The organism is Methylobacterium sp. (assembly GCF_028290105.1).
GTDB lineage: Bacteria > Pseudomonadota > Alphaproteobacteria > Rhizobiales > Beijerinckiaceae > Methylobacterium.
The window spans coordinates 1-15,616 of sequence record NZ_JAQGKL010000242.1 but is presented as its reverse complement, the minus strand read 5'-3'; the positions used below and the strand labels follow the sequence as shown (position 1 = coordinate 15,616).

Annotated in this window: 17 protein-coding genes; 6 read left to right on the top strand and 11 right to left on the bottom strand. The window is 70.8% G+C overall.

What is annotated here, in order from left to right:
* Together JWQ05_RS17200 and JWQ05_RS17195 are read left to right on the top strand one after the other, a co-directional pair.
* Positions 1-467, top strand: a 467-nt coding sequence (locus JWQ05_RS17200) for a BamA/TamA family outer membrane protein (RefSeq protein WP_299660882.1), incomplete at its 5' end; no start/stop codon positions are given.
* Positions 467-4,852 carry a translocation/assembly module TamB domain-containing protein gene (locus JWQ05_RS17195; RefSeq protein ID WP_299660879.1) on the top strand — a complete coding sequence of 1,462 codons (4,386 nt, stop codon included), beginning with the start codon at positions 467-469 and terminating at the stop codon, positions 4,850-4,852. The genes JWQ05_RS17200 and JWQ05_RS17195, both read left to right, overlap by 1 nt.
* A 3-nt stretch (positions 4,853-4,855) precedes the next feature.
* Here JWQ05_RS17195 and JWQ05_RS17190 read toward each other — a convergent pair whose 3' ends face one another.
* Entirely contained in the window at positions 4,856-5,059 is a 204-nt protein-coding gene (locus JWQ05_RS17190) for a hypothetical protein (RefSeq protein WP_299660876.1), read from the bottom strand.
* 128 nt (positions 5,060-5,187) lie between these two features.
* On the opposite strand from JWQ05_RS17190, the gene JWQ05_RS17185 reads away from it, so the two are divergent.
* The 3 genes from JWQ05_RS17185 (at position 5,188) to JWQ05_RS17175 (ending at position 6,555) form a co-directional block, all read left to right on the top strand.
* Positions 5,188-5,691 carry a peptide deformylase gene (locus JWQ05_RS17185; RefSeq protein ID WP_299660874.1) on the top strand — a complete coding sequence of 168 codons (504 nt, stop codon included), beginning with the start codon at positions 5,188-5,190 and terminating at the stop codon, positions 5,689-5,691.
* A 136-nt stretch (positions 5,692-5,827) separates the two neighbouring features.
* The gene (locus JWQ05_RS17180) at positions 5,828-6,241 is read left to right on the top strand and encodes a hypothetical protein (protein ID WP_299660871.1); all 414 of its coding nucleotides are present in this window, start codon (positions 5,828-5,830) and stop codon (positions 6,239-6,241) included.
* Positions 6,238-6,555 carry a hypothetical protein gene (locus JWQ05_RS17175; protein WP_299660868.1) on the top strand — a complete coding sequence of 106 codons (318 nt, stop codon included), beginning with the start codon at positions 6,238-6,240 and terminating at the stop codon, positions 6,553-6,555. The genes JWQ05_RS17180 and JWQ05_RS17175 overlap by 4 nt, the downstream gene beginning before the upstream one ends.
* Positions 6,556-6,652: 97 nt before the next feature.
* Here the strand turns inward: JWQ05_RS17175 and JWQ05_RS17170 are convergent, their stop codons facing one another.
* The 9 genes from JWQ05_RS17170 to JWQ05_RS17130 all read right to left on the bottom strand — a co-directional run bounded on the left by JWQ05_RS17170 (position 6,653) and on the right by JWQ05_RS17130 (position 12,737).
* Positions 6,653-6,862, bottom strand: a complete 210-nt coding sequence (locus JWQ05_RS17170; protein ID WP_299660866.1) for a hypothetical protein — start codon at positions 6,860-6,862, stop codon at positions 6,653-6,655.
* Positions 6,863-7,053: 191 nt separating this feature from the next.
* On the bottom strand, positions 7,054-7,728 hold the full coding sequence (locus JWQ05_RS17165) for an HAD family hydrolase (RefSeq protein WP_299660863.1): 675 nt from the start codon (positions 7,726-7,728) through the stop codon (positions 7,054-7,056).
* A 104-nt stretch (positions 7,729-7,832) separates the two neighbouring features.
* A complete protein-coding gene (locus JWQ05_RS17160; RefSeq protein WP_299660861.1) occupies positions 7,833-8,120 on the bottom strand; it encodes a hypothetical protein in 288 nt (95 codons plus the stop codon).
* Positions 8,121-8,351: 231 nt separating this feature from the next.
* Entirely contained in the window at positions 8,352-8,789 is a 438-nt protein-coding gene (locus tag JWQ05_RS17155) for a DUF2934 domain-containing protein (RefSeq protein WP_299660859.1), read from the bottom strand.
* Positions 8,790-8,879: 90 nt separating this feature from the next.
* Positions 8,880-9,140, bottom strand: coding sequence for a hypothetical protein (locus tag JWQ05_RS17150; protein WP_299660857.1), 261 nt, complete (start codon positions 9,138-9,140; stop codon positions 8,880-8,882).
* A 67-nt stretch (positions 9,141-9,207) separates the two neighbouring features.
* The gene (locus tag JWQ05_RS17145) at positions 9,208-9,609 is read right to left on the bottom strand and encodes a hypothetical protein (RefSeq protein ID WP_299660854.1); all 402 of its coding nucleotides are present in this window, start codon (positions 9,607-9,609) and stop codon (positions 9,208-9,210) included.
* A 639-nt stretch (positions 9,610-10,248) separates the two neighbouring features.
* A complete protein-coding gene (locus tag JWQ05_RS17140; RefSeq protein WP_299660851.1) occupies positions 10,249-10,692 on the bottom strand; it encodes a hypothetical protein in 444 nt (147 codons plus the stop codon).
* 45 nt (positions 10,693-10,737) lie between these two features.
* Positions 10,738-11,994 (bottom strand): class I SAM-dependent RNA methyltransferase, encoded by a 1,257-nt coding sequence (locus JWQ05_RS17135; RefSeq protein WP_299660848.1) that lies wholly within the window; start codon positions 11,992-11,994, stop codon positions 10,738-10,740.
* Positions 11,991-12,737 carry a TlyA family RNA methyltransferase gene (locus JWQ05_RS17130; protein WP_299660885.1) on the bottom strand — a complete coding sequence of 249 codons (747 nt, stop codon included), beginning with the start codon at positions 12,735-12,737 and terminating at the stop codon, positions 11,991-11,993. Before JWQ05_RS17130 ends, JWQ05_RS17135 begins: the two co-directional genes overlap by 4 nt.
* A 244-nt stretch (positions 12,738-12,981) precedes the next feature.
* On the opposite strand from JWQ05_RS17130, the gene JWQ05_RS17125 reads away from it, so the two are divergent.
* The gene (locus tag JWQ05_RS17125) at positions 12,982-14,529 is read left to right on the top strand and encodes a CHAD domain-containing protein (RefSeq protein WP_299660845.1); all 1,548 of its coding nucleotides are present in this window, start codon (positions 12,982-12,984) and stop codon (positions 14,527-14,529) included.
* Between the two features lie 15 nt (positions 14,530-14,544).
* On the opposite strand, the gene rlmB is transcribed toward JWQ05_RS17125, so the two are convergent.
* The gene (gene rlmB / locus JWQ05_RS17120) at positions 14,545-15,372 is read right to left on the bottom strand and encodes a 23S rRNA (guanosine(2251)-2'-O)-methyltransferase RlmB (RefSeq protein ID WP_299660842.1); all 828 of its coding nucleotides are present in this window, start codon (positions 15,370-15,372) and stop codon (positions 14,545-14,547) included.
* Positions 15,373-15,616: the final 244 nt, after the last annotated feature.

Below are 15,616 nucleotides of genomic sequence, written 5' to 3'. Positions count from 1 at the left end.
CGCAGGGCTCGACCTACTACGCCTTCGACGACGAGGCCCGCTACATCCTGGCCGGCCGCATCGGTTTCGGCTCGATCTCCGGCGCCAACCTCGAGGACATCCCCGCCAACATCCGGTTCTTTGCCGGTGGCGGCGGTTCGGTGCGCGGCTTCCCCTACCGGACCCTCGGGCCGCGCGGGCCCTTCAATCTCCCGATCGGCGGCCGCAGCCTGCTGGAGGCCTCCGTCGAGGCGCGCATCAAGGTCACGGACACGATCGGCGTGGTGCCGTTCATTGATGCCGGCACGGCCTTCGCCGGCAGCCTGCCCGATTTCGACGAGCGCATTCGCTACGCGGTCGGCCTGGGGCTACGCTACTACACGGGTATCGGCCCGCTCCGCGTCGACGTCGCCTTCCCGATGGACCGCATCAAGGGCAACCACGAGCGCCCCGTGGCCCTGTACATCAGCCTGGGACAGTCGTTCTGATGGGGTTTTTCGAGCCGTCCGGACTTCTTCGAGACCGAGGCCGCCAGGGGGATCGCGCCCGGCGCATCCGCCGCGCGATCCCGGCTCTGGCCCTCGCAGGCGTCCTCGTCCTGCCGCTCGGCGGCGCGACGCTGACGCATGCCGACGAGGGCGAGAAGACCGTGCTCGGCGGCCTCCTCTCGAAGGCCCTTTCCACCCCGGGCTCCCGCGTCGCCATCGGCGCCGTCGACGGCGCCCTGTCCTCGGATGCCACGATCCGCGACGTGGCGATCAGCGACGCCAACGGCGTCTGGCTGAAACTCGATCGGGCGCGTCTGGTCTGGCGCCGCCTCGCCTTGCTCTCCGGGCGCCTCGAGGTCGAGAGCCTGGAGGTCGGCCGCCTCGAAGTCCTGCGCCGCCCCCTCCCCGCCCCGGTTTCGGCGACCCCCGAGCCCGACGGCTCGCTCCTGCCCGACCTGCCCGTGAAGGTCGAGATCCAGGCCTTCAAGCTCGCCGAACTCGTCCTCGGCGAGGCATTGGCCGGGCAGCCGGCGCGCCTTTCCGCCAGTGGCCGCGCCAAGCTCGGCGCCCCTTCGGAAGGGCTCGACCTCGATCTCAGCGTGCGCCGCCTCGACGCGGAGGGACGCTTCGGCGCCCGCCTCCTGTTCGTGCCGAAGGGCGAGACGCTGGAACTGAAGACCACGCTGGTCGAGCCCGCCGGAGGACTGCTCTCGAAGGCGGCCAACCTGCCCGGCACGCCGCCGATCAACCTCGACCTCGACGGGCGCGGCACGCTGGACGCCTGGAATGCGCGCCTCGACCTTGATGCCGGGCCGGACCTCGGCGCGAAGGGCTCCGCCCGGATCTCCCGCATCGGGTCCGAGCGGCGTCTCGCCCTCGACCTCGCCTCGCGTATTGAGGCGCTGCTGCCCGGTCCGGCGGCGGCGATCTTCTCCGGCACCACCAAGCTCGAGGGTGGCGTACGTTTTGCCGATAGCGGCGCTTTCGGCATCGACCGGCTCGAACTCACCTCCCACACGGCGCGCCTCGAAGCGCGCGGCACGCTCGGCGCCGACCGCGTCGCCGACTTCCTCGTCTCCGCCCGCGCGGTGCCCACCGAGGGCGGGGTGACCAAGGCGGCGGATGCCGAACTCGACGGCCTCGCCTTCGACGGAAGCCTGAAGGGCCCGCTCGCCCGCCCGGCCATCAATGGCGTGCTCAAAGCGGCCGGCTTGCGCGCCGGTGGCAGCGCCCTGGAGCGCATCGACGCCAATCTGGTGATGGTGCCCTCGGGGGCGGAGTCCAACGCGGCCCGCTTCGCGATCTCCGCCGATGCCAAGGTCGAAGGCCTGCGCCTCGCCGATCCGGCCCTGCGCCGGGCGATCGGTGCGCGTGCGGCCCTGACCTTCCGGGGAACGCTCCAGCCCGACAATGTCATCGAGGTGACCAGGCTCGATCTCGACGCGCCGACGGCCCGGGCCTCCTATGCGGGCCGGATCGGCCAGAACACCCTGACCGGCACGGTCGACGCGACCCTCTCCGACCTTGCGGCCTTCTCGGAGGTCGCCGGCCGGCCCCTGGCCGGGGCGCTCACCGCCCGCGCCGCGCTCAGCGGCGATCCGGCCCGCAAGGCGGTCTCGGCGGATGTGGACCTACGCACCAGCGGCCTAGCCCTTTCTCTCCCGGTCCTCGACCGGACGCTGGGCACGGCGCCGCGCTTCACCGGCCGGCTCTCGCAGGTCTATGACGGCTACGCCTTCGACGGGGCCCGCTTCGAGGGTGCCGAGATCGTCGGGCGCCTGGAGGGTCGCGCTACCGCGCGCCTCGCCGACGCCAAGCTTGTCGTCGACCTGAAGGACCTCTCGACGCTCGATCCCAAGCTCGCCGGCCGCGCCCTCCTCGACGGCCGCCTCACCGGCACGCTGGAGAAACCCGATCTCACCGCGACCCTGACCACGAGCGAAGCCCGCGCCCTCGGGCGGCCCCTGCGCGACCTGCGGATCGTGACCGACCTGAAGGACATCACCGGTGCCCTCGACGGCAGCTTGCGCCTGTCCGGCGACGTCGGCGGGAAAGCCCTGCGCGGCGACGCGCATCTCGCGCGCCTCGCCGGCGACGAGTGGGCCCTCGACCGCCTCGCCTTCCAACTCGGCTCGGTCGCCCTCGACGGCCGCGCGGCGATCGACGCCCGGACCCTGCTGACGAAGGGCGCATTGAGCCTCGCGGCGGGCAATCTTGACGATCTGTCCCCCCTCGCCCTGACGCCGATGGCCGGAAACCTGGAGGCCGCCATCACCTTCTCCCGCGAGGGCGGCCGGCAGGACGTGGCGGTTCGGGCCAAGGGCGCGTCCCTGCGCGCGGGTGACATCGGACTCTCGCGCCTCGATGCGGATCTGACCGGACGCGACCTCCTCGGCCGGCCGTCGATCGACGGGCGCATCAACGCCGATCGGCTCGTCGCGGCCGGTGAGAGTCTCGACACGATTCGCCTCGTGGCCGTGGGGTCGCCGAACGCCAGCGACATCACCCTGTCGGCCAAGGCGCGCGGCTTCGACCTCGACGGGGCCGCCCGCCTCGTTCCGGGCGAGCGCACCCGCATCGAGCTGGCCCGGTTCTCCGCCGCGCGCGGCGGCGACCGGCTGGCCCTCGCGGGTCCGGCCAGCGTCACCCTCGACGGCGGTACGGCGGTGATCGACAACCTCGTGGTGACGGCCGGAAGCGGCCGCGTCAGCCTTTCGGGCCGGGCTGGCCGGTCCCTCGACCTCAAGCTCGGCATCCGCGCCCTCCCCCTGGCGCTCGCCCGCATCGCCTCGCCGAGCCTTGCGCTCACCGGCACCCTGGACGGCGAGGCCGACCTGCGCGGGTCGTCAGACCGGCCGGAAGGACGCTACGCCTTCACCGTCGCCCGCCTGGTCACGCCGGAGACCCGCAAGGCCGGTTTGCCACCCATCGAGGCCCGGGCCAGCGGCACCGTGAGCGAGGGACGCGCCGGGATCGACGGCCGCGTCTCGGCCGGGCGCGGCGTCGAGATGACGATCGGCGGCTCGCTCCCCGTCGCGGCCGGCGGCGCGCTGGCGGTGAAGCTGCGCGGGACCCTCGACGCGGCGCTCGCCAACAGTGTTCTCAGCGTCGGCGGACAGCGCGTCGCCGGGCGCATCGCCATCGACGCGGGCGTGACCGGCAATTTGGCGGCGCCGCGTGCCGAGGGCGTCGCCACCCTCTCGGGCGGTTCCTTCACCGACCCCCTGCAGGGCATCCGCCTCACCAACATCGAGGGGCGCGTCACCGGGCGCGGCGACACCCTGGTGGTGGAGCGCCTGACCGCCTTGACCCGGAACGGCGGCACCCTGCGGGGGGACGGCCGTGTCGCCCTGGAGCCGGCCGCCGGCTTTCCCGGCAGCCTGCGGATCTCCGCCGAGCGGGCCGAACTCGTCTCGAGCCCGCTCATGACGGCGACGGCGAGCCTCAATCTCGCCCTGACCGGCCCGCTCGCCCGCACCCCGAAGATCTCCGGGCGGGTCGATCTCGTCTCCGTCGACGTCTCGGTGCCGGACCGCCTGCCCGCCACCGTGCAGCCCCTGCCCGAGATCCGGCGGATCAACACGCCGCCGGACATTCGCGCGCGCCTCGACGCGCGGGCGGATCGGCGCGCCAAGGTCGCGGCCCTCGGCCGCAAGGGGCGTAAGGCGGCTCCGCCCTTCGACGCCACGCTGGATGTGGCGGTGAACGCCCCGAACCGGATCTTCGTGCGCGGGCGCGGCATCGATGCCGAGCTCGGCGGGAGCCTGCGCCTCACCGGCTCGTCGCGCGATCCCGTGGCGACCGGCGATTTCGAGATGCGTCGCGGGCGCCTCAGCGTCGTCGGGCAACGCCTCGACTTCACGCGCGGGCGCCTCACCTTCGGCGGCGAGATCGCGACGCCCGACCTCGACTTCATCGCCGAGACGAAGGCGGCGGAGGTCACCGCCCGCATCGCGGTCAGCGGGCCCGCCAATCAGCCGAGCTTCCTCCTCACCTCGGATCCGAGCCTTCCGCAGGACGAGGTGCTCTCGCGCCTCCTGTTCAAGAAGGCGTCCGGCGGCCTGTCGCCGTTTCAGGCCCTGCAACTGGCCCAGGCCGTGGCCCAGTTCTCGGGTGGTGCCGGCGGGGTCGACGTGTTCGAGCAGGCCCGCAAGGGCCTCGGGCTCGACAGCCTCGACGTCTCCACCGGGGCGAGCGGGGGACCGGCGCTCGGCGCCTCGCGCTATCTCAGCGATCGGCTCAGCGTCGGCGTGAAGGCGGGTGCGAAGCCCGCCGACACGGCAGCGACCGTGGATTACGACGTCACGCGCCGGGTGAAGATCCAGGGCGAGGCCGGAAGCGACGGCCGCACCGCCGTCGGCGTCGGTGCCGAATGGGAATACTGAGCGTCAGCGCGTCAGCCAGAGCGATTGTCCGAAGCTGCTCAAGGGACCGTGGAAGTGGGTCACCAGCACGATCGCCCAGAGCAGGCCGAGGACACTCACCAGCGTCAGCAGGATGACCTCGCCGGAGTCGCGCACGCGCCGGATCGGCGACGCCGCAGCCTCGCTTCGGAGCTCTGAGCGCTGGTTTTCGAAACGACGATCGGTCATTGCATCTCCGTATCGGATTCGTGTCCGTGAACCCTGCGCCCCGCAAGGCGCGGGCCATGATCCCTTCGCTCGGGCGGCGCTGCTGATGTCGCCTCCGTAGCCCCGACCTCCCCTCTCGGAACATCCCGGTGTCCGCAGACTCTCTCCTCATCTACCCCGATCCGCGCCTGCGCCGCGTCGCAGAGCCAGTCACGCGCTTCGACGCAACCCTCAGCGAGGCGGTCGGTGAACTCGAGGCGGTGATGCAGGCGGCGTCCGCGCTGGGCCTGACCCTGCCGCATATCGGCTGGCCGCTGCGCGTGGTGCTGCTGCGCATGGAGCCCGGCGAGCCGACGACGACCTACGTGAATCCTGAGATCGTCTGGGCATCGCTTGAGCGCGGGCCGCAGAGCGAGGGCAGCGTTTCGATGCCCGGCATCATGGACGTGGTCGAGCGTGCCGTGCGGGTAAGGGTGCGTTTCCAAGACCTCGCCGGAGCCGAGCGCGAGGAAGAAGCGGACGGGTTTCGCGCCGCCTGCCTGCAGCACGAGATCGATCAACTCGACGGGATCTTCTGGATCGACCGACTCTCGCGCCTGCGTCGCGAGCGCGCCGTGAAACGCTTCGCCCAGCTGCGCCGCGCCGCTCTTTGACACGCGCGAGCGGGCGTCCATTCCCGTCCCTTGCCGCCTGTCCTAGATCTCCGTATCGCCAGAATGTTGTCTGTCCACCGAGCGGAGCGCTGGGCGCGTCCCACCCGAGCCTTACGCCAGCTGCCGGAGGTCTTAGATGTCCCCGCTACGTCTCCTCACCTTCGCTGCGCTTCTCGGAGCAGGCGTGGGGCCCGCTGTCGCAGCACCGTCTCAGCCGCCGGTGATCGGATGCGCCTCCCTGGTCAACCTTCGCCTGCTTATGCGACAGACCAAAACGGATGCTGTCGCTGCTGCGGCCTTGCTGGGAAACGATCAGGCCGATCATCTCGGCTGCGTCGTGCTCGCCCGGGATGCGGTGACCGCCCTGCGGGAGCATCTGACGCTGAACGGCAATGCCTATGACTGCCTGTCGCTGAAGACCACCACCGTCTGCCACTGGGTCCTGGCCGGCAGCGTGAACCTCGGCGAAGTCCCCCCGAAAGCGAAGCCGGGCGACAAGGCGCGCACCACCGAGAAAGCACCGGCAACACCGGAGAAGGTACGTCGATGAGGATGGATTGCCGGATTGCCGGGGTCGCCGCGCTCATGATCTTGGTCGCCGCGACGGGCGCGCCGCTCAAGGCCGAGACGCTCAAGGCCGAGACTTCTTCTGTCCTCGCCTGCGATACCCTCGTGAACCTGCGGGTTCTGATGGGATCGGGCGACCGCGCCACGGCCGAGGCCGCACTGCCCGGCCATCCGGGCTGCCGGCGCATCCAGAGGGACCGCATCGGCACGGCAGAGCACCGGGCGATGGTGGGCGGTGCCCCCTTCGAGTGCCTGACCGTCACCGGCGAGGGGCTCTGCGCCTGGGTCTGGCCCTGACCGGAATCCCGCCGGGACTTCGCCTCGCCGAAACGTGGCGAGGCCTACTGTGCTCCGCCCAGCCTTCAATTCTGAGCGAATGAGCGGCGAGGAAAAATCAGATGCTGAGCGGTGCGCCGATCCGCGCCCGAAGCACGTGCCGGAGGTTCTCGTTCGCGGTGGCATCCGCATCGAGGGCCGACATCAGCCGGAGCAGGCGGCTGATCGGCGTGGTGCGATCCTCAACCGCTGAGTGGATCTGGACCTGCAGGGGCGGGTGTTCGCCCGGCAGCTCGGATTTCAGGTTCGATTGAGCCGGCTGGGGCATGGTCCGCGAATCCGTCAAATGATCAAGCGCAGTCACGGCGGGGTCGCTACGCCATGAAACGGTCCCGCGCCAGGGTTTTTTGCCATCTATCCATAGCCGGCGCGCAATCCTGCCCTGCGGACGGGAACAAACGGAGCTCATGCGAGAAATGTGGGGATAGCCACGTCCCTCGCGGAAAGGAGACGCCCTCGCTACTGGGCGAGGGGCGAATCCGGATAGCCGTCGAGGAGGTCCTGCGGATCTCGGTAGATGGCGATGCATCCGGTGTCGCTGAGGCTGGCTTCCGGAAAGCCGCCACACAGGACGCCGATGGTCCGAATGCCGGCTCGCGTCGCGGCCTCGGCGTCGTAGGGCGTGTCGCCGATCACGATCGCCGCCTCGGCCCCCAGCGGTGCGAGCTTCTGGAGCGCGGCCGCGAAGATGTCGGGGAAGGGTTTCGAGCGTTCGACATCGTCGGAACTCACCACGACATCCACGAGCCCTTCGACGCCGAGGAGGCCCTGGTAGTGCTCGACCTCCGGCGCCTTGCCCGACGAAGCGAGCGCCACCTTCAGCCCCTCTCCGCGCAGATGCCGGAACAGCGCGGGGACGCCCGGGAAGGGTTTGACCCGCGGCAGGTATTCCCGCTTGAACAGGTCCGATCGGTAGGCCTCGATGCGCTTGCCGTCGCGCTCGACCCGCGTCTCGTCGAGGAAGACCGGCAACAGTTGATCGCCGCCTTTTCCGATCTGGCTGCGCGCATCCGCGTGCGACACCGTCACGCCGAAATGCGCGAACGCGTCCACCCAGGCCTGGGCGTGCAGGTCGACACTGTCGAGCAGCGTGCCGTCGATATCGAAGATCGCCGCCTGAATGGTCTTGGCCATGATGTCGTCCCGCGCCTGAATCAGTGCGGGACAGAGCGCCGGCACCTCACCGGGCAAGCGGCCGGGGGCTCCGGCCGTTCCATCATCGACCCATTCAGTTACGGTCAGCGCGGAGAGATGTGAAACCCGTCGTCGGGCAGCAGGTTGCGGGCTGGGCCGCCCGTCTGTTGCCCACGCCCCTGCTGATAATAGGGAAGCTCGGGACGGCGGTCGTTGTCGCTGCCCGAGTCGTACTCCCAGTTCCGGCTCCAGGGTGCCCGCCCGCCGACTCCGCCCGTGGAATCCACATCGAGGATCACGGGCACGCCGCGCTGTGAGGCGGTACCCGCCACCGCCCCGATGGGCAGGCCGGCCAGGCTGAGGGCGAGCAGAGTGGACAGGGTCGTCTTCATGGGGGCCTCGCGGGACAGGCGCCGCCATCGAGCCGGGCCGCGCTGGAACAGGGTTACGCCGACAACCGCCAAGGTTCCGCTTCGTTCCGATGCGCCGCGCCGCGTGTCACGTCGCTTCAAACGCGAAAGCCCGCTTCCCTGTTTCAGGGAAAGCGGGCTTCAGAACTCTGCGCGGACCGGGCGTCGAGGATGACGACCGAACCGCAGGGCGCGCGGTTTTGCGGCGTCTGCTCAGTGAACCGTTGCGGCGGCTTCGGCGCCGCGGGGACGCGTGGCGACCTTCGTCGCCTTCACCGCCGGCGTCTTCTTCGAGGCCGTCTTTGCCGCTGCGGCCTCGGCAGCCGGCGCGGACTTCGCAACGGACTTGGTCGTGGCTTTCGCTGCCTTGGGCGCAGCACTCGCCGTCTTCGCCTTGGCTTCGACCGTCGCGGTCACGGCCCGGGTCCGGCTGGGCTTGGCCTTCAGGGTCTCAGCCAGAACCTCGGCCGGGCTCGCTGCCAGCGTCAGCGCGGGTGCGGCGGCCTGAACCCGATGCGGCTCAGCGAGCCCATGTGCCTGGAGTTCCGTCTCGGCCCGCAGCCAATGGCTCTCGGCCTGGCCGAACAGGCGGCCCTCGTCTTCCCAGATGTAATAGGCGCGTTCCCGCACCCGGTGTTCGAAAGAGGTCATCACAGGCTCCTCGTCCCAGCGATCCGACGTTCGGGGCGAGGATGGAAGCGCATGGTTAAGGGGCGGTTAATGAGCCGTTTGGGTTCTTTGCTACCGCTTCGACAGGCGCCGGACGTTCGCCCGCACCTTGCGGCGGTAGCCCGCGACGACCCTGGCTGTGGAGCCGCCTGTCGCGATGAGCAGGGCGGCCTCGTTGGCCGCCATGATCTTCTCGGTGACCATGCGCTGCGCCTCGGCCTGCGCCGCCGTACCGCCGGCGGACAGCATGGCGAGCCGCATCCCGATCACCTGCTGGGACTCCATGGCGAGCAGGGTCGCATCCATGCCGAGCTTCCACCACGAACCGAACATGCAGCGTCACTTTCCAATTCTTTGTCGGAGCGGGGTCGGAGACCCGTGGCTTTTCAGCGGCAGACGATCAGTCGAACGGCCGGTTCTTGGCGCCGGATCCGCCGAGACTGATCTTCTTCGCGCCCGAACCACCGAGGCTGATCTTCTTGGGCGGCGCGGCGGCGGGGCTCGGCGTCGCCGGGCGGGCCGGCTTCAAGCGGGACTGACCATAGACCACGGAGCCGATCTCGTCGGCGACCCGCACGAGGTCTTCGCGCTCGCATTCCCGCGCCACGCGCAGGCCGAGCTGGTGCATGTGGCTCTTACCGTAGAGGTAGACGGCGAGGCGCGCCCGCGTGGTGGTGGACATGGCGGCGAGGATCTCGGGCAGGTCGTCCTCGTCGGCCCGGTAGACCTGGCCGAGCAAATCGAGGGAGACCGGGCAATCCGGGTCCGGAACGGCGCCGCTGGTCGGATGAGACTGCGTCATGGTGCGTCTGCCTGTGCGAGGGGCGGAATGGGAGCGGCTGGGGTATCGGCCGCGACGGGAACGACGCCGTTCGGCTCCGGGAGAGCCGGAGGCGGCGGGGTCGGTCTGAGACTGGGTTCGGTCGGACGCGACGCCGCGAGGCACCCCGTGCAGACCGACGCGATGGCGATCCGGGATCGCGCTTCGGCCCGCTGCCATACGGCCTCGCTGCGTGCCCTCGCGGCCCGGGCGGTGTCCTCGTCGAAGACACCCGCGCCGCCGAGGCCAGCCGGCGAGTCGCCCGCAGGGCGAATCCGCAGGAACAGCGGCTCCTGTGCCCGAGCGGGCACCACCGTGAACGACCCGATAGCAGGCGCGAGGCCGGAGAGGCACCCGGCGATGACCAGAAATTGCGCCGGACGAGGGCGGAGGGGTCGGTGCATCGGCTCCTCGGTGGCATCGTGAGTGGATCGTGACGTTCGGGCCAGCATGGTTAACACGGTCTGAAGCGAACGGGATGCCGCAGCGGCACGGGGTCTGCTCGACCCGTTTGTGCGCCGCACCTAGAACCGCGTCATGGAACCCAACGTCTACCTGCTCATGGCCGCCGCCCTGGCCTATTCCGGCTACATGCTGATCGCCATGCGCTCCTGACCCGCTTCAGCGGCGATCGTCCTTGTCGATCACCGCGCAGGCCGTGACCGGACCGCCGGCCGAATTGACGACGGTGCAGGTCACGAGGGCAGCAGCGGCATCGACGTTGCTGTGACGTGTGGTCATGGCGCTGTCGCGTGCCTTGACCCCGGCGGCCTCGATGACATCGGCGGGAATGCCCGTGGTCGCATGACCGGCGCGGCCGAAGAGCGGAAAATAAGCGGCGGGCAGGGCCGGGCCGCGAAACTGCACGCCCACCGCCGAGAGCTCGCCGCAGGCCAGCGTCATGCCGATACCGTCGCTGGCGGACAGCTCGGCGAAATCCGCCGTCCGTTTCACGAGGCTCGCCTGCGTGCCCGCGACCACGCGGTCGATCAGGTCGTCGCAGGAATCCGCGGCGGCGGGGGTGACGAGGCCGAGGAGCCCGAAGGCGAGGAGGAGCGTGCGCATCCGGCTCCACCTAAGGGCGAACCGGGTTTTGTCGAGCGCGGCGTCTCAGAGCCGCCTGCGCACCGGACGCGGTTTCCGAAAGACCCCGACCACCTCGACATGTCCGGAATACGCGAACTGATCGACGGGCGTGACCCGCTCCAGGGTGTAGCCCCCGGCCACCAGGGTGGCGGCATCCCGCGTGAAGGTGCCGACGTCGCAGGCAACCCCGACGACCAGCGCCACCTTCGATTCCGCGATCCGGGCGGCCTGTGCGCCTGCACCGGCACGCGGAGGGTCTAAGACCACGGCATCGTACGTGTCGAGTTCGAGCGGCAGCAGGGGCCGGCGGAAGAGGTCGCGCCGCTCTGTGGTCACCCGGCGCAGGCCCGGCACCGCGCGAACCGCCCGGTCGAGACTGGCGAGGGCGGCGGCGTCGCCCTCCACCGCATGCACGTCGCGGGTCCGGGCCATGGCGAGGCTGAACGGGCCGCTGCCGGAGAACAGGTCGACCACGCGCTTCGTCTTCTTGTCGAGGGCGGCAACCACGGCCTCGGCCAGGATAGCCTCGCCGGCTGCGGTGGCCTGGAGGAACCCGCCCGCCGGCGGCACCAGGCGGAGGTCCGAAGTGGTGACGGCGGGCGCGCGGCGTTCCACCAGCACCTCCCCGTGCAGGGCGAGGCGGGCGAGGTCGAGCTCGGAGGCCAGCCGCACCAGGACGGCGCGTACGCCTTCCGCCACGGGGCCGTGTCCCCGGATGTCCACGTCGAGCCCGGCCTCGGTGGCGGTGAACGCCACGTCGAGGGGCTTGCGGCCGTGCCCGAGGGGCGCGCTGAGGGCTTCGGCCACGCGTGGTGCCCGATGCAGCATCGGCACGGTGATGGGACAATGGTCGATCGCCACGAGTTCGTGACTTCGCGCGGCCATCAGGCCGGCCTCGGCGCCGCCCTCCGTCGCGCGCACGTGGAGGGTTAGGCGCCGCCGCCCCTCCCCGTGGGCGTCGATCATCGGCTCGGGCGCCACGTCGAGATGCGCCTGCGACAGCGCCTGGACCAGCTGACCGCGCTTCCAGGCAGCGTAGGGTTCCGCCGCCAGGTGCTGTACCGCGCAGCCGCCGCAGGTGCCGAAATAGGGACAGAAGGGCGCGACCCGATCGGGCGAGGGCCGCTCGATCGCCACGAGGTGCCCCCGGCCGCCCTCGCGCCGGACGGTCACGCGCTCGCCCGGCAGCGCGAGGGCGACGGCGGTGCCGTCCTCCGCCATGCCGTCGCCGCGCGCGCCGAGGCGGCGGATCTCCAGGGTTACGGTCGTCGTGTCGGTCATGATGGAGAATCCAGGCGAGCCCCGATCAGGAACTCGCGGTTGCCGTCGCCGCCGGTGACGGGAGACGGTATCAGCCCGAGGACGCGCAGCCCCGAGGCTTCGATGAAGCGGCGGATCTCGTCGCACACGGTCGCGTGGATCGCCGTGTCGCGCACGATCCCGCCTCGCCCGACCCGTTCGCGGCCCGCCTCGAATTGCGGCTTGATCAGTGCCGCGAGCCCGGCTCCCGGCGCCAGCAGGGGCAGGATGGCCGGCAGGACGAGGCGCAGGGAGATGAAGCTGACGTCGATCGCGCAGAGGCTCGGGGGATCCGCGATGGTGTCCCGATCCAGGCTGCGGACGTCGCGGCCTTCCAGGCTGGTGACGCGCGGGTCGGCCCGGAGCGAGGCGTGGAGCTGGTCGCGCCCGACATCCACCGCATAGACCTGTCTCGCGCCGCGCGCCAGCAGGGCATCGGTGAACCCCCCCGTCGAGGCGCCAACATCGAGGCAGATCCGGCCATCCGGATCGAAGCCGAAGGCGTCGAGGGCCGCCACCAGCTTGAGGCCGCCGCGCGAGACGAAGGGGTGCGGCGCGCTCGCGGTGATGCGGGCATTCCGGTCGAGGAGGTCCGAGGCGCGCGTCACCGGCCGGTCGTCGGCCCGAACCAGCCCGGCGGCGATGGCGGCCTGCGCCCGAGCCCGGCTCTCGAAATGGCCCCCCTCGACGAGGAGGCGATCGGCCCTGAGCCGGTCCCGATTCATCACCACGCCCAACGACACCAGACCCGGCCGCCCCACGGCCGGTGCCCTCCGCTACACCACAACTCCCCGTGCGCGAACGAAATTCGAAAAGATTTCGGTCGCCCGGGGCACCGGCGCTGCTTCATACAGGGGTAGGTCGGGCGGCCGATCCCAAGCGGAGCGACTGCGCCACGCTGGGCGTGTGCCCGGATGGAAGGCCCGGGAACAGTCCATTGGCGGACCTGGGCCGGAGATAGGACGAGACATGGACGCGCCGCGGGAAATCGAACTGAAGCTGCAATGCGAGGGCGGTGATTTCACCGAACTCGCCCGTCACCCGTTCCTGCAGGATTCCGCGCCCGAGCGCTCAGCCTTCCTGACCTCCACCTATTTCGACACCGCCGCCGGAGACCTGCGGAAGGCGGGCCTGACCCTGCGCGTCCGCCGCGACGGCGATGGCTTCATCCAGACGGTCAAGGCGTCGGCCAAGGGGGTCGGCCTGTTCGACCGGCCGGAATGGGAGGGCCCCATCGGCGGCGATCAGCCGGACCTCGCACAGCTCGCCGAGACGCCGGTGCCGGCCCTCCTCGCGGGCGTGTCCGACGCGAGCCTGCACCCCGCCTTCGCCACCCTGGTCGAGCGCCGCGCCCGCATCGTCGGTTACGGCGCCTCCCGCATCGAGGTCGCCTTCGACCAGGGCCGGATCGAGACGCCCAATGGCGACACGCCCCTGTGGGAACTGGAGCTCGAACTGAAGGCGGGCCAGCCCGAGGATCTCTTCACCCTCGCGCAGGCGCTCGCCGAGACCGTTCCGCTGCGCCTGGGTGCCCTCACTAAGAGCGCGCGCGGCTTCAGCCTGATCGACGGCACCCTGCGGCGCCCGAGCAAGGCGCCGCCGGTCCGCCTCGCGAAGCCGGGCAGTGCCGGCGAGGCGTTCCAGGCCATCGCACAGGCCTGCCTCGGGCACCTGCGCCTGAACGAGGACGTGTTCCTCCACAACCACGACCCGGAGGCTCTGCACCAGTTGCGCGTGGCTCTGCGGCGCCTGCGCTCGGCCTTCACGCTGTTCAAGCCGGTGCTCGCCAAGGATACGGCCGCCGCGCACCTGCGCGAGGAGATCAAGCGCATCACCGAGCCGTTCGGGCATGCCCGCAACCTCGACGTCTTCCTGGCCGAGACCCTGCCGGCGGAGATCGCCAGGCGCCCGGACGAACCCGGGCTCGACGACCTGCGCGAACGCCTGGAGGCCGAGCGGACCCGCGCCTACGACGCGGTGCTCTCGACCCTCGAATCGCAGGATTGGCGCAGCCTCATCCTCGACCTCGCGGGCTGGCTGGAGACGGGGCCGTGGCGGACGCTGCCCGACGCCCCCGAGCGCGACCGCCCGGCGCAGGAATTCGCCGAGGCGATGCTGGACCGGCTGCGCAAGCGCATCGCCAAGCGCGGGCGCCACCTCGACCGGCTCGATCCGGAGGCACGCCACGAGGTCCGGATCGAGGCGAAGAAGCTGCGCTACGGGGCCGAGTTCTTCGCGAGCCTCTACGCGGACAAGAAAGCGCACAAGCGGCACAAGGCCTTCGTCTCGGCCCTCTCCGACCTGCAGGACCACCTCGGCGTCCTGAACGACCAGGCGACCGCGCATTCGGTGCTGGCCAGCCTCGTCATCGCGCCGGACCGTCCGCCGGTGCCCGGCGAGACCCTGTTCGCCGCCGGGCTCGCTGCCGGCGACACGGAGGCCGATGCCCGCAAGCTCCTGAAGGCCGCCGCCCAGGCGCACGGCGACCTCCTCGACGTGAAGCCGTTCTGGCGCTGACGGGTGCGCCCCGCCTCAGCCCCGGGGGCTGAGGGCGTAGAGGGTGATGGCGGCGGCGTTCGAGACGTTGATGCTGCGGATCTCGCCGCTGAACGGGATCCGGGCCAGCACGTCGCAATTGTCGCGGGTGCGCTGGCGCAGGCCCTTGCCCTCGGCGCCGAGCACGATCACCGCCGGCCGCTTCGGGCCGATGCTGTCGAGGGCGGTTTCGGCATCGGAATCCAGTCCGATCCGGGTGAAACCCCGCTTGCCGAGGTCGACGAGGGCGTCCGAAAGATTGCGCACCACGATCAGGGGCACGTGCTCCAGGCCGCCGGAGGCGGATTTCGCGAGCACGCCGGTGGCGGTGGGCGAATGCCGGGCGGTGGTGATGATGCCCGCCACCCCGAAGGCGGCGGCCGTGCGCACGATGGCCCCGACGTTGTGCGGATCGGTGATCTGGTCGAGGGCGAGCAGCAGCACGTCGTCGGGGAGGTCGTCGAGGTCCGGTCCCGGCAGCGGATCGGCCTCGAGGTAGAGGCCCTGATGGACCGCGTCCGGCCCGAGCAGCGCGTTGATCGCGCTGGGGCGCACGAGTTCGGGGTCGATCCGCAGGGTCCCGATCTCCTCCGTCAAACGCGCCATGGCGTTCTCGGTGGCGAGGAGCCGATGGAGCTTGCGCCCTTCGTTGGCCAGCGCCTGCGCCACCGGGTGCCAGCCATACAGCACCACGTGGTCGCCGGAGGCCGCCGGCACGCTCGCGGCCCCGCGCTGGGTCTGCGCCGGCCCGCGCCGGAACGGACCTCGCGAAGAGCCGGGCTTCGTCGTCCTCGGGCCCGGCGGGCCGTCGCGTCGCGTCGTCATGAATCTCAGGTCCGCTGTCCGACCGCCCGCGAAGAGTGCAGGCGTGCCGATGGAGAACCCGACAAAGCGACCGCCGCCACTTTCGTCAAGCGACAAACTCGCCGGCGAATCCCCGTTGCCCCCGGGAGGGAAGCCGCATATAGAACCCCTCGCCGCCGCAGCACCCTTCGTCTAGCGGTCCAAGACGCCTTTATACCCCTACCATCCTACCAAGTGTGTAGGTGCAAGGGTTTAGGTGTGGTAG

What these genes read in the sequence shown, in the direction of transcription:
- JWQ05_RS17195 (WP_299660879.1), top strand. Translation starts at nt 467, where the DNA reads ATGGGGTTTTTCGAGCCGTCCGGACTTCTTCGAGACCGAGGCCGCCAG.
- JWQ05_RS17190 (WP_299660876.1), bottom strand. Translation starts at nt 5,059, where the DNA reads ATGACCGATCGTCGTTTCGAAAACCAGCGCTCAGAGCTCCGAAGCGAG.
- JWQ05_RS17180 (WP_299660871.1), top strand. Translation starts at nt 5,828, where the DNA reads ATGTCCCCGCTACGTCTCCTCACCTTCGCTGCGCTTCTCGGAGCAGGC.
- JWQ05_RS17175 (WP_299660868.1), top strand. Translation starts at nt 6,238, where the DNA reads ATGAGGATGGATTGCCGGATTGCCGGGGTCGCCGCGCTCATGATCTTG.
- JWQ05_RS17170 (WP_299660866.1), bottom strand. Translation starts at nt 6,862, where the DNA reads ATGCCCCAGCCGGCTCAATCGAACCTGAAATCCGAGCTGCCGGGCGAA.
- JWQ05_RS17165 (WP_299660863.1), bottom strand. Translation starts at nt 7,728, where the DNA reads ATGGCCAAGACCATTCAGGCGGCGATCTTCGATATCGACGGCACGCTG.
- JWQ05_RS17160 (WP_299660861.1), bottom strand. Translation starts at nt 8,120, where the DNA reads ATGAAGACGACCCTGTCCACTCTGCTCGCCCTCAGCCTGGCCGGCCTG.
- JWQ05_RS17155 (WP_299660859.1), bottom strand. Translation starts at nt 8,789, where the DNA reads ATGACCTCTTTCGAACACCGGGTGCGGGAACGCGCCTATTACATCTGG.
- JWQ05_RS17150 (WP_299660857.1), bottom strand. Translation starts at nt 9,140, where the DNA reads ATGTTCGGTTCGTGGTGGAAGCTCGGCATGGATGCGACCCTGCTCGCC.
- JWQ05_RS17145 (WP_299660854.1), bottom strand. Translation starts at nt 9,609, where the DNA reads ATGACGCAGTCTCATCCGACCAGCGGCGCCGTTCCGGACCCGGATTGC.
- JWQ05_RS17140 (WP_299660851.1), bottom strand. Translation starts at nt 10,692, where the DNA reads ATGCGCACGCTCCTCCTCGCCTTCGGGCTCCTCGGCCTCGTCACCCCC.
- JWQ05_RS17135 (WP_299660848.1), bottom strand. Translation starts at nt 11,994, where the DNA reads ATGACCGACACGACGACCGTAACCCTGGAGATCCGCCGCCTCGGCGCG.
- JWQ05_RS17130 (WP_299660885.1), bottom strand. Translation starts at nt 12,737, where the DNA reads ATGAATCGGGACCGGCTCAGGGCCGATCGCCTCCTCGTCGAGGGGGGC.
- JWQ05_RS17125 (WP_299660845.1), top strand. Translation starts at nt 12,982, where the DNA reads ATGGACGCGCCGCGGGAAATCGAACTGAAGCTGCAATGCGAGGGCGGT.
- rlmB (WP_299660842.1), bottom strand. Translation starts at nt 15,372, where the DNA reads ATGACGACGCGACGCGACGGCCCGCCGGGCCCGAGGACGACGAAGCCC.